We start from the raw sequence: 12,417 nt of genomic DNA, 5'->3' as shown, positions 1-12,417 counted from the left end.
ATCGGTCCGGGGGACGCAAGCGCATGCTAACACTGCTCGTCGAATTTGCGGACAAGATCTCGGTCTTCAACGTCTTCCGCTACATAACATTCCGCACCGGCGGAGCGCTGATCACAGCGGCGCTGATCGTGTTCATCTTCGGACCGACCATCATCAATTCGCTGCGGCTGCGGCAAGGCAAGGGCCAGCCGATCCGTGCCGACGGGCCGCAGACGCATTTCAAGAAGGCGGGAACGCCGACAATGGGCGGACTGATGATCCTGTCCGGCATCGTCGGTTCGTCGCTGCTGTGGGCGAACCTGTCGAGCATCTACGTCTGGGTGGTCCTGCTGGTGACGCTGGGATTCGGCTCGATCGGCTTTTACGACGATTATCTCAAAGTAACCAAGCAATCGCATCTCGGCTTTTCCGGCAAGGCGCGGCTGGGGCTCGAATTCGTTATCGCCGGCATCGCCGCCTGGGTGATCATGCATAACGGCCAGGCGCCGTTCTCGTCATCGCTGACATTCCCTTTCGCCAAGGAGTTTCTCGTCAATCTCGGCTGGTTCTTCATCCCGTTCTCGTGCTTCGTCATCGTCGGCGCCGGCAATGCGGTGAACCTGACCGACGGTCTCGACGGGCTGGCGATCGTGCCGATCATGATCGCGGCCGCATCCTTCGGCGTCATCGCCTATCTCTCTGGCAACGCGGTGTTCGCCGAATATCTGCAGATCCATTTCGTGCCCGGCACCGGCGAACTTGCGGTGGTCCTTGGAGCGGTGATCGGCGCCGGTCTCGGCTTCCTCTGGTTCAATGCGCCGCCGGCGGCGATCTTCATGGGCGACACCGGCTCGCTGGCGCTGGGTGGGCTGATCGGCACGGTCGCGGTGGCGACCAAGCACGAGATCGTGCTGGTCATCGTCGGCGGTCTGTTCGTCGTCGAGATATTCTCGGTCATCATCCAGGTCGGCTACTTCAAGATGACCGGCAAGCGCGTCTTCCTGATGGCGCCGATCCACCATCATTTCGAAAAGCTCGGCTGGACCGAAAGCCAGGTGGTGATCCGCTTCTGGATCATCGCCGTCATCCTGGCGCTGGTCGGCCTGTCGACCCTGAAGCTCAGATAGGAGGCCGCTTGATCCCCGCCGCATCCTTTTCAGGCAAGCGCGTTTCGCTCTTCGGGCTCGGTGGCTCGGGGATTGCCACGGCGCGCGCGCTGATCGAGGGCGGCGCGGATGTGCTGGCCTGGGACGACAATCCCGACAGCGTCGCCAAGGCCGGCGCGGTCGGCATCACGACAGCGGACCTGCGCGGTGCGGACTGGGCGAGGTTTTCCGCCTTCGTGCTGTCGCCCGGCGTGCCGCTGACGCATCCCAAGCCACACTGGACCGTCGAGTTGGCGCGGGGCTCAGGCGTGGAGATCATCGGCGACATCGAGCTTTTCTGCCGCGAGCGGATGCTGCTGGCACCGGCAGCACCTTTCATTGCCATTACCGGCACCAACGGCAAGTCGACGACCACGGCACTGACGGCGCACATCCTAAAATCGGCTGGGCGCGACACGCAGATGGGCGGGAATATCGGCCGCGCAGTGATGACGCTCGATCCGCCGCAGCCTGAACGGCATTATGTGGTTGAGTGCTCTTCCTACCAGATCGATCTTGCCCCTTCGATCAACCCGACGGCCGGTGTGCTGCTCAACCTGACGCCGGACCATCTCGACCGCCATGGCACGATGCAACACTACGCCTCGATCAAGGAGCGGCTGGTGGCCGGCAGCGAGACGGCAATCATCGGTGTCGACGATTCCTGGTGCGCCCAGATCGCCGATCGGCTGGAGCGGGCCGGCCGGCAGGTCATCCGCATCTCCAAGCGGCTGCCGCTGACCGACGGCTATTTCGCTGACGGCACCAACTTAATGGAAGCCGTGCACGGCCGCTACAGCCGTGTCGCCTTCCTCGAAGGCATCGGCTCGTTGCGCGGCCAGCACAATGCGCAGAACGCGCTGGCCGCCGCCGCCGCCTGCCTCACGGTCGGGCTCGAGCTCGGCGAGATCCAATCCGGACTGGAGAGTTTCCCTGGGCTGGCGCACCGCATGGAGCAGGTCGGCCGCAAAGGGCATGTGCTGTTCGTCAACGATTCCAAGGCGACCAATGCCGATGCCGCTGCACCGGCGCTGTCGAGCTTTGCGCGTATCTACTGGATTGCCGGCGGCCTGCCGAAAGAGGGCGGCATCGAGCCATTACGCGGCTTCTTCCCGCGCATCGCCAAGGCCTATCTGATCGGCGAAGCCGCACCGGCCTTTTCGGCGACGCTGGGCGAAGCGGTGCGCTACGAGATATCAGGCACGTTGGCGGCGGCAGTCGAACACGCCGCCCGCGATGCGGCCAGGGATAGTAGCGGCGAGGCAGTGGTGCTGCTGTCGCCGGCATGCGCCAGTTTCGACCAGTTCAAGAATTTCGAAGTCCGCGGCGAGGCGTTCAGGCAAGCCGCAACCGCCATTGATGGCGTGAAGCCCATCGGAGGGACACGATAATGCAAAGCCGTCTCGACAAAAGCCCTGTGGCGACCTGGTGGTGGACGATCGATCGGTGGTTCCTGGCGGCGTTCCTGTCGCTGATGGGGCTCGGCATCGTTTTGTCTTTCGCCGCAAGCCCGGCGGTGGCCGAGCGCATCGGGCTAGACAGTTTCCACTTCGCGACGCGCCAGATTATCTTCACCATTCCGGCACTTGGGGTGATGCTGGCCGTCTCGTTCCTTGAATCCAGGCAGATCCGGCGCATGGCGCTGGTCATGCTGTGCATCATGCTGTTTTTGATGGTGGCCGTGCTCTATATCGGCGTCGAGGTGAAGGGCGCGCGGCGTTGGGTGTCGCTTGCCGGCCTCTCGATCCAGCCGTCCGAGTTCCTGAAACCGGCCTTCGTCATCATCTGCGCCTGGCTGTTCGCCGAGCACAAGCGCCAGCCGGACATTCCGGGCAATTTGTTCGCCATGTTGCTGCTTGCGCTGGTCATCTCGCTGCTGGTGGCGCAGCCTGACCTTGGGCAGACCATGCTGGTGCTCGGCACCTGGGGGGTGATGTTCTTCATGGCCGGGTTGCCGTGGCTGTGGATCGTCGCGCTGGGTGCTGCCGGCGTCGGCGGCGTGTTCGCTGCCTATGCGGTGTTCCCGCACGTTGCCGGCCGCATCGACCGCTTCATGACCGGCGAGGGCGACACGTTCCAGGTCGACATGGGCCGCGAGGCGCTGATCAATGGCGGCTGGTTCGGCGTCGGGCCGGGCGAGGGTACTGTCAAGCGGGTCATCCCCGACAGCCACGCCGACTTCGTCTTCTCCGTCGCCGGCGAGGAATTCGGGCTGATCATGTGTTTCTTCATCATGTCCATCTTCGGTTTCATCGTGCTGCGCGGTCTCAACACGGCGCTCAGGGAGCAGGACGATTTCACCCGCTACGCGGTTGGCGGCCTGGTCACGGTCTTCGGCCTGCAGTCGGTCATCAACATGGCCGTCAATCTGCAGCTGATGCCGGCCAAGGGCATGACGCTGCCGTTCATCTCCTACGGCGGCTCCTCGCAGATCGCGATCGCCATCTCGATGGGCATGGTGCTGGCGCTGACGCGCAAGCGCCCGGAAAAGCGCAAGCAGCTGGGCTTCATGCCGTCGCCGCGTGCGATGCCGGCGGAGTGAGATGGCGAAGGGGGTCATCCTTCTGGCGGCAGGCGGAACCGGCGGACATCTGTTCCCGGCCGAGGCGCTGGCGCACGAACTGACCGGGCGCGGCTGGGCGGTGCACCTGGCGACGGACGAACGCGCCGAGCGCTTTGCCGGGCAGTTCCCGGCGGCCGCCATCCATCCGATCCAGTCGGCGACGATGGGGTCGAAAAATCCTTTTGCCGTGCTCGCCGCATTTTGGAAAATCTGGCGCGGGGTGCGGCAGGCATCGGCCGTCATCGCCAGCGTCAAGCCCGCCATCGTGGTCGGCTTCGGCGGCTATCCGACGCTGCCGCCGCTCTATGCCGCGACCCGGCGCAAGGTGCCGACGCTGATCCACGAGCAGAACGCTGTGATGGGCCGTGCCAACCGGGCGCTCGCCGGCCGCGTCGACGCTATTGCCGGTGGTTTCCTACCGGAAGACACAAGTGCTACAGGCGTCAAGACGGTGACCACCGGCAATCCGGTCAGGCCGCAAGTGCTGGAAGCGGCGAAGACGCCTTATGCCGCATCGGCCGGTGAAGAGCCGTTCCGATTTCTGGTGTTTGGCGGCAGCCAAGGCGCGCAGTTCTTTTCCGATGCGGTGCCGGCGGCGATCGCCCGGCTTTCCGATGCACAGCGCAGGCGGCTGGCGATCACCCAGCAGGCGCGCGCCGACGATGTGGCGCGGGTGAAAGCGGCCTATGCCACGCTTGACATCGAGGCCGAGGTGTCGCCCTTCTTCACCGACATGGCGGCGCGGCTGGCGGCGGCGCATCTGGTGATGTCGCGCTCCGGCGCATCGACCGTATCGGAAATCGCGGTGATCGGCCGGCCGGCGCTGCTGGTGCCTTATCCGCACGCGCTCGACCACGACCAGGCGGCGAATGCGGCGGCCCTTGCGGCAGCGGGCGGCGCCGAGGTGCATCCGCAATCCACGCTTTCGGCGGAGCGGATCGCCGTGCTTGTCGGCGGGCTGATGGATGATCCAGGCAAGGCGGCGACAATGGCCGCGGCGGCGAAATCGTCCGGAAAACCGGATGCCGCGCGGTTGCTCGCCGATCTGACAGAGGCTATTGCGTCCAGGAAATCCGTTTCGGAATTCAGGAAGGAGACGCACGCATGAAGATGCCACAGACGATCGGCCTCGTGCATTTCATCGGCATTGGCGGCATCGGCATGAGCGGCATCGCCGAGGTGCTGCACAATCTCGGCTACAAGGTGCAGGGATCCGATCAGGCCGACAGCGCCAATGTGCAGCGGCTGCGCGACAAAGGCATCGAATGCTTCGTCGGCCATCAGGCCGAAAACCTCGGCGAGGCCGAAGTGGTCGTCGTCTCCACCGCAATCAAGAAATCCAATCCGGAGCTGAAGGCGGCGAGAGAGAAGTTGCTGCCGATCGTGCGGCGCGCCGAAATGCTGGCCGAACTGATGCGCTTCCGGCAAGCGGTGGCGATCGGCGGCACGCATGGCAAGACGACGACGACTTCGATGGTGGCGACGCTACTCGAAGCCGGCGGGCTCGACCCGACGGTAATCAATGGCGGCATCATCAATGCCTATGGCACCAATGCCCGCATGGGAGACGGCGAATGGATGGTGGTCGAGGCCGACGAGAGCGACGGCACCTTCCTCAAGCTGCCGGCCGAGATTGCCGTCGTCACCAATATCGACCCCGAGCACCTCGACCATTACGGCTCCTTCGACAAAGTGCGCGAAGCGTTTCGTCAGTTCGTCGAGAATGTGCCGTTCTACGGCTTCGGTGTGATGTGCACCGACCATCCCGAGGTGCAGGCGCTGGTCGGCCGCATCGAGGACCGGCGCGTCATCACCTATGGCGAAAATGCGCAGGCCGACGTGCGCTTCACCAATCACCGCATGGACGGCCCGACCTCGGAATTCGACGTGGTGATCCGCGACCGCAAGACGCACGGCCAGATAACGATATCAGGCCTGCGGCTGCCTATGCCCGGGCGCCACAATGTTTCCAATGCGACGGCGGCGATTGCCGTCGCGCATGAGCTCGGCCTTTCGGCTGAGGCAATCAAGAAGGGCCTGTCGTCCTTCGCCGGCGTCAAGCGCCGTTTCACCCATACCGGTTCGTGGAACGGTGTCGATGTGTTCGACGATTACGGCCATCATCCGGTCGAGATCACGGCGGTACTAAAGGCTGCGCGCAGCGCTACCAAGGGTCGCATCATCGCCGTTACCCAACCGCATCGCTTCACCCGGCTGCGCGATCTGTTCGACGAGTTTTCCGTCTGCTTCAACGATGCCGATACGGTAATGGTGGCGCCCGTCTATGCGGCCGGCGAGGAGCCGATCGACGGCGTTACGTCCGACGCACTGGTGTCGCGCATCCGCTCCGGCGGCCATCGCGACGCACGCTACATCGAAGGTCCGGCGGCGATTGCGCCGATTGTGCGCGAGGTGGCGAAGCCGGGCGATTTCGTCGTCTTCCTCGGCGCCGGCAACATCACGCAATGGGCCTATGCGCTGCCCAGGGAACTCGGCGGGACCATCTCATGATGCGCGGCCAGGCGTTGATCGAGAAGCTCGGCGACCGGCTTGCCGGACTGCGCGGCCGCATCATGCCCAATGCCGAGATGGACAAGATCACCTGGTTTCGAGCCGGCGGGCTGGCGGACGCATTGTTCCAGCCGGCCGACGAGGACGATCTTGCCACGTTCCTGAAGGCGGTGCCGGAGGAAATTCCGCTGACCATCGTCGGCGTCGGCTCGAACCTGCTTGTCCGTGACGGCGGCATTGCGGGCTTTGTCATCCGGCTTTCGGCCAAGGGTTTTGCCGAGACCGAAGTGATTGCGCCGACCACGATCAAGGCGGGCGCCGCGACACCCGACAAGCGCCTTGCGGCCGTTGCCTACGAGGCCGGCATCGGTGGCTTTCATTTCTACCACGGCATTCCCGGCGCCATTGGCGGAGCGCTGAGGATGAACGCCGGCGCCAATGGCGTTGAGACGCGCGAGCGCGTGGTCGAGGTGCGGGCACTCGACCGCAAGGGCAATGTTCATACGCTGAGCAATGCCGATATGGGCTATGCCTATCGCCATTCAGCGGCGCCGTCCGGGCTGATCTTCACGTCGGCGCTGCTCGAAGGCATTCCCGAGGACAAGGCGGCGATCAAGGCCGCGATGGATGCTGTCCAGAACCATCGCGAGACCGTGCAGCCGATCCGCGAAAAGACCGGTGGCTCTACCTTCAAGAATCCTGAGGGCACCTCGGCCTGGAAGGAGATCGACAAGGCCGGCTGCCGCGGCCTGATGGTCGGCGGGGCGCAGATGTCGCCGATGCATTGCAACTTCATGATCAACACCGGAACCGCCACGGGCTACGAGCTTGAATATCTCGGTGAGACGGTGCGTGCGCGCGTGCTCGAAAGATCAGGCATCCGGCTGCAGTGGGAGATCAAGCGCATCGGTAATTTTCGGCCGGGCCATGCCGTCCAGGAATTTCTCGGACAGTTGCTTTAGGCAAGCTGACCGCCGTTGCCTTTTGGACTCATGAATTCACATTTTGCTGCCGTTTTTGCGGAAAGTGAATCCATCGGAATCGTAAGCACTTGCCAGCGAATCAACTCTCTGATTCTCTGCCCTGAAGCGTTTCCTGATTTGAGTCGTTTCGACGCGTTACTCGCGTTTCCGTCTGGGGGGCAACCTGCCGGGAGACTCGGACTCAATGTTGCGGAAACACGGGAGCGAAGTTGCTCGGGCGCATTTGAGTGCGCGCGATGCTTTTCGGGGCATGCACGATGGTGCAGGCCTGCTGTGAGAGGAAATGACGGGGAATGACAAGCAAGCATGTGGCCGTCCTTCTGGGGGGATTCTCGTCCGAGCGGCCCGTGTCCCTGTCGTCGGGTAAGGCCTGCGCCGATGCGCTCGAGGGAGAGGGCTACCAGGTCACCCGCGTCGACGTCTCGCGCGATATCGGCTCGGTGCTCAGCGCGCTCAAGCCCGACGTCGTCTTCAACGCACTGCACGGCCCCTTCGGCGAGGACGGCACCATCCAGGGCATCCTCGAGTACCTCGCCATTCCGTACACCCATTCCGGCGTGCTTGCCTCGGCGCTCGCGATGAACAAGGAACAGGCCAAGAAGGTCGCCAAGGCGGGAGGCATTCCGGTGGCGGAATCGAAGGTGGCCAATCGCTTCGCCATCCAGAACAAGCACCCGATGAAGCCGCCCTATGTCGTCAAGCCGGTCAACGAAGGGTCGAGCTTCGGTGTCGTCATCGTCCATGAAGGCCAGTCGCATCCGCCGCAGATCATCGGCTCGTCCGAGTGGAGATATGGCGATACGGTGATGGTCGAGCGTTATGTGCACGGGCGGGAATTGACCTGCGCGGTGATGGGCGATGTGGCGCTCGGTGTCTGCGAGATCATCCCGACCGGCCATTCCTTCTACGACTATGATTCAAAATACGTCGCGGGCGGATCAAAACACGAATGCCCGGCAAAACTTTCACCGAATATTTACCAAAAAATACAGACACTGACGCTCAAGGCTCACCAAGCTATCGGCTGTCGGGGCGTTTCCCGGTCGGACTTCCGTTATGACGATCGTCACTCCGAAAACGGCGAAATTGTCTGGCTCGAGGTCAACACCCAGCCGGGCATGACGCCGACGTCTTTGGTGCCGGAAATCGCCGCGCAAGCGGGACACTCGTTCGGCGATTTGTTGAGTTGGATGGTGGAGGACGCTTCGTGTCTGCGTTGAAGTGGGGACAGGGCAAGGGGAAGGGCGCGGCCGGGCCGGCGCTGTTCGGCATGCCGTTGTCGTTCGACCATTTCGTGCTGCCGCGCCTGCTCCGCCGGCCGGTGCGTGTGCTGGCGCGCCTCGGCGAAGGCGACTTCGAAGCGCCGCCCTATTGCGCTGCCATGCTGTCGGCGGCACTGCTTGTTTCGAGCAGTGCCTATGGCGCCTATCTCGGCGGATATTCCGACGCCATCGTCCAGAGTGTCACCGCCCGCACCGGCTTTGCCGTCGACCAGGTCAAGGTCGTCGGCAACCGCGAAACGTCCGAGATCGATATTCTCGACAGGCTGGAACTCGACGGCTGGACCTCGCTGATCGGCTTCGATGCCGAAGCGGCGCGCGAACGCATCACCACGCTACCCTGGGTCGAAGCCGCGGCAGTGCGCAAGGTCTACCCGCATACGCTGGAAGTGCGCGTCGAGGAGCGCGAGCCGTTCGCGTTGTGGCAGCAAGGCAGCGCGCTTTCGGTCATCGAGAAATCCGGCACCGTCATTGCGCCGTTCTCCGGCGGCAAGCAGATATTGCTCCCGCTGATCATCGGCACCGGCGCGCCGGCCACAGCGCCGGATTTCCTGGCCAAGATCAAGAATTATCCGGAGCTCGCCGCGCGGATCAAGGGCTACATCCGCATCGGCGAACGGCGCTGGGATCTCAAGCTTGAAAACGGCATCACGATCAAGCTTCCCGAAGACGGTGAGGATCAGGCGATTGCCGACCTGGTCAGGATGGATCACGAGAACGGGCTTTTGACGCGCGACATCGCCGCCGTCGACATGCGCCTTTCCGATCGTCTGGTCGTCCAGTTGACGCCGGAAGCGGCGACACAGCGCCAAGCCGCGCTCGACGAAAAGCCCAAGATGCTGAAGCCCAAGCCGGAGACGAAGATATGAGCTGGCTTGGCGGCAATAGCGATGCCTCGTCGCGCCGGTCCGGCATCCTGACGGTGCTGGATGTCGGGTCCAGCAAGGTCTGCTGCGTGGTGGCCAAACTCAAGCCGCGCGAGGATGGCAAGCTGCTGCGCGGACGCTCGCATCGCGTCCAGGTGATCGGCATCGGCCACCAGAAATCGCAAGGCGTGAAATCCGGCGTCGTCATCGATCTCGACCGTGCCGAGCACGCCATCCGTCTTGCCGTCGACGCCGCCGAACGCATGGCGGGACTGACGGTCGATTCGCTGATCGTCAACATGACTGCCGGCCGGCTGAAGAGCGAGGCTTTTTCGGCCACCATCAATCTCGGCGGCCATGAGGCCGACGAGGCCGACATCAAGCGCGTGCTTGCCGCCGGCGCCAAGCAGGCGTTGCGGGCCGAGCGCGAGGTGATCCATTCGCTTCCCGTAGCCTTTTCGCTGGATGCCGAGCGCGGTGTGCGCGATCCGCGCGGCATGGTTGGCGACCAGCTTGGCGTCGACATGCACGTGCTGACAGGCGACGCAGCGCCCTTGCGCAATCTGGAGCTCTGCATCAACCGCTCGCATCTGTCGGTTGAACGCATGGTGGCGACGCCCTATGCCAGCGGGCTTGCTGCGCTGGTCGACGACGAGCTCGAAATGGGCGCAGCCTGCATCGACATGGGCGGCGGCACGACGACGATCTCGGTGTTTTCGGAAGGCAAGTTCGTCCATGGCGATGCCATCGCGATCGGCGGCAACCACGTCACGCTGGATATGGCCAAGGGCCTGTCGACCTCGCTCGATGCCGCCGAAAGGCTGAAAGTGATGCATGGCTCGGCGCTGCCTGGCAGTGCCGACGACCGCGACCTGGTTTCCATCCATCCGATCGGCGAGGACGGCGAGGTGCCGTTGCAGATACCGCGCTCGGTGATGACGCGCATCATCCGCGCCCGCATCGACGAGACGCTGGAATTGTTGCGCGACCGGCTGAACAAATCCGGCTACGGCAACGCCGTCGGCAAGCGTGTGGTGCTGACCGGCGGTGCCAGCCAGCTTGCCGGCCTGCCAGAAGCAGCACGCCGCATTCTCGGCCGCAATGTGCGCATCGGACGCCCGCTTGGCGTGGCAGGCTTGCCCGAGGCGGCCAAGGGGCCGGCTTTCTCGACCCCGGTCGGACTTCTGATCTATCCACAGATGGCGAGCTTCGAGAGCCGGCCGGCGAAGGGAATTTCCGGTCTTCGGATGACCGGAACAGGCGGAAAACTGCATCGAATGAGTCAGTGGTTGAGAGACAGTTTTTAATTTTGACGGGGACAGCCCCATAGGCGGCCGCGGCGGCGAAGCGGCGGGAAAGGCAAAGGACGGAGACAATGACCATCAATCTGCAGAAGCCGGACATCACCGAGCTCAAGCCGCGCATCACCGTGTTCGGTGTCGGCGGCGGCGGCGGCAATGCCGTCAACAACATGATCACCGCCGGCTTGCGCGGCGTCGAGTTCGTGGTGGCCAACACCGACGCGCAGGCACTGACGATGTCGAAGGCCGAGCGGCTGATCCAGCTCGGCGCGCATGTCACCGAAGGTCTCGGCGCCGGATCGCAGCCTGAAGTCGGGCGCGCGGCGGCGGAGGAATGCATCGACGAGATCATCGATCATCTCTCCAACACGCATATGTGCTTCGTCACTGCCGGCATGGGCGGCGGCACCGGCACCGGGGCGGCTCCCGTCGTTGCCCGCGCTGCCCGCGAAAAGGGTATCCTCACCGTCGGCGTCGTCACCAAGCCGTTCCACTTCGAAGGCCAGCGCCGCATGAAGACGGCCGACATGGGTATCGAGGAACTGCAGAAATGCGTCGATACCCTGATCGTCATTCCCAACCAGAACCTGTTCCGGCTGGCCAATGACAAGACCACCTTCGCCGATGCCTTCGCGATGGCCGACCAGGTGCTCTATTCGGGCGTTGCCTGCATTACCGACCTGATGGTCAAGGAAGGCCTGATCAATCTCGACTTCGCCGACGTCCGCTCGGTCATGCGCGAAATGGGCAAGGCGATGATGGGAACCGGCGAGGCTTCGGGCGAGGGCCGCGCAATGGCCGCGGCGGAAGCCGCCATCGCCAACCCGCTGCTCGACGAGACCTCGATGAAGGGCGCCAAGGGCCTGCTGATCTCGATCACCGGCGGCCGTGACCTGACCCTGTTCGAAGTCGATGAGGCGGCAACCCGCATTCGCGAAGAGGTCGACCAGGACGCCAACATCATTCTGGGCGCCACCTTCGACGAGGAACTCGAAGGCGTCATCCGCGTGTCGGTGGTCGCCACCGGCATCGACAAATCGGCGGCCGAAATCGCTGCCGCGCCGATCGCCATCCGCGCGGCTCCGCCGAAGCCGGTCAGCCGCCCGGCGGCCCAGGTCACGGAAATGCGCCCGGCGCCTGTCCAGCAACCAATCTATGAACCACGTGCTGCCGACCCGGTCGCCGAGGCCATTCAGCTCGCCGAAGCGAATGCGGCAGCGATGGCGCAGGCCCGCCCGGCACCGGTCGCGCATGCGGAAGACTTCCGTCCGCAGAGCAAGATTTTCCAGGCGCCTCCCGCTCAACCGCAGCCAATGATGCAGCCAGCGGTTCAGCAAGCGATGCAGCCCGCTCCGCATCGTGAAATGCCGCAGCCGGTTGCCGCGGCACCCCAGCGCATGCCGCGGGTCGAGGATTTCCCGCCGCAGGTGAAGGCCGAAGTGGAAGCCAAGGCCCGCCCCGCCGACCACGAGAACAGCGGCCCGATGGGGTTGCTCAAGCGCCTGACCAACGGCTTGACCCGCCGCGAAGAGGAGCCTGCAAGACTGCAGCCGGCGCAGCCTCGCGAACCGAAACTGCGCCAGGCGCCGGCGGAAGTGCGCCGCCTAGCCAGCCAGGATCCGCAGCTTTACGCACCGCGCCGCGGCCAGCTGGACGAGCAGGGCCGCCTGACGCCGCAGAGCCGGGCTGTCCAGGAAGACGATCAGTTGGAGATTCCCGCCTTCCTGCGCCGACAAGCCAATTGATCTGTTAACGGTTCGTAACAGTTGTTAACAGGCGAGCAGGAAAC

General features: G+C 64.1%; 10 protein-coding genes. All 10 read left to right on the top strand.

The features are described 5' to 3' along the window. The first annotated feature begins 23 nt into the window (after positions 1–23). The 10 genes from mraY to ftsZ all read left to right on the top strand — a co-directional run bounded on the left by mraY (position 24) and on the right by ftsZ (position 12,373). Positions 24–1,106 carry a phospho-N-acetylmuramoyl-pentapeptide-transferase gene (mraY, locus tag NKH60_RS01405; protein ID WP_023676767.1) on the top strand — a complete coding sequence of 361 codons (1,083 nt, stop codon included), beginning with the start codon at positions 24–26 and terminating at the stop codon, positions 1,104–1,106. Between the two features lie 8 nt (positions 1,107–1,114). Then, positions 1,115–2,515 (top strand): UDP-N-acetylmuramoyl-L-alanine--D-glutamate ligase, encoded by a 1,401-nt coding sequence (gene murD, locus NKH60_RS01400; RefSeq protein WP_352831208.1) that lies wholly within the window; start codon positions 1,115–1,117, stop codon positions 2,513–2,515. Next, positions 2,515–3,666 (top strand): putative lipid II flippase FtsW, encoded by a 1,152-nt coding sequence (ftsW, locus tag NKH60_RS01395; protein ID WP_352456168.1) that lies wholly within the window; start codon positions 2,515–2,517, stop codon positions 3,664–3,666. The genes murD and ftsW overlap by 1 nt, the downstream gene beginning before the upstream one ends. Position 3,667: 1 nt before the next feature. Then, the gene (gene murG / locus NKH60_RS01390) at positions 3,668–4,795 is read left to right on the top strand and encodes an undecaprenyldiphospho-muramoylpentapeptide beta-N-acetylglucosaminyltransferase (RefSeq protein WP_352453155.1); all 1,128 of its coding nucleotides are present in this window, start codon (positions 3,668–3,670) and stop codon (positions 4,793–4,795) included. Then, positions 4,792–6,198 carry a UDP-N-acetylmuramate--L-alanine ligase gene (murC, locus tag NKH60_RS01385; protein WP_352471560.1) on the top strand — a complete coding sequence of 469 codons (1,407 nt, stop codon included), beginning with the start codon at positions 4,792–4,794 and terminating at the stop codon, positions 6,196–6,198. Before murG ends, murC begins: the two co-directional genes overlap by 4 nt. Further along, the gene (gene murB, locus NKH60_RS01380; RefSeq protein ID WP_352471562.1) at positions 6,195–7,160 is read left to right on the top strand and encodes a UDP-N-acetylmuramate dehydrogenase; all 966 of its coding nucleotides are present in this window, start codon (positions 6,195–6,197) and stop codon (positions 7,158–7,160) included. Before murC ends, murB begins: the two co-directional genes overlap by 4 nt. A 314-nt stretch (positions 7,161–7,474) precedes the next feature. Next, positions 7,475–8,401: a D-alanine--D-alanine ligase gene (locus NKH60_RS01375; RefSeq protein ID WP_352471563.1), complete on the top strand. Its 927-nt coding sequence runs from the start codon at positions 7,475–7,477 to the stop codon at positions 8,399–8,401. Further along, positions 8,389–9,330 carry a cell division protein FtsQ/DivIB gene (locus NKH60_RS01370; protein WP_352501059.1) on the top strand — a complete coding sequence of 314 codons (942 nt, stop codon included), beginning with the start codon at positions 8,389–8,391 and terminating at the stop codon, positions 9,328–9,330. Before NKH60_RS01375 ends, NKH60_RS01370 begins: the two co-directional genes overlap by 13 nt. After that, positions 9,327–10,634, top strand: a complete 1,308-nt coding sequence (gene ftsA / locus NKH60_RS01365) for a cell division protein FtsA (protein ID WP_352471565.1) — start codon at positions 9,327–9,329, stop codon at positions 10,632–10,634. The genes NKH60_RS01370 and ftsA overlap by 4 nt, the downstream gene beginning before the upstream one ends. Positions 10,635–10,702: 68 nt before the next feature. Then, a complete protein-coding gene (gene ftsZ, locus NKH60_RS01360; protein WP_254818983.1) occupies positions 10,703–12,373 on the top strand; it encodes a cell division protein FtsZ in 1,671 nt (556 codons plus the stop codon). Positions 12,374–12,417: the final 44 nt, after the last annotated feature.

It is taken from the genome of Mesorhizobium sp. M1006, assembly GCF_040318825.1.
Classification (GTDB): domain Bacteria; phylum Pseudomonadota; class Alphaproteobacteria; order Rhizobiales; family Rhizobiaceae; genus Mesorhizobium.
Note: the sequence above shows the minus strand (reverse complement) of the source record. Positions and strands in the feature narration are given on the sequence as shown.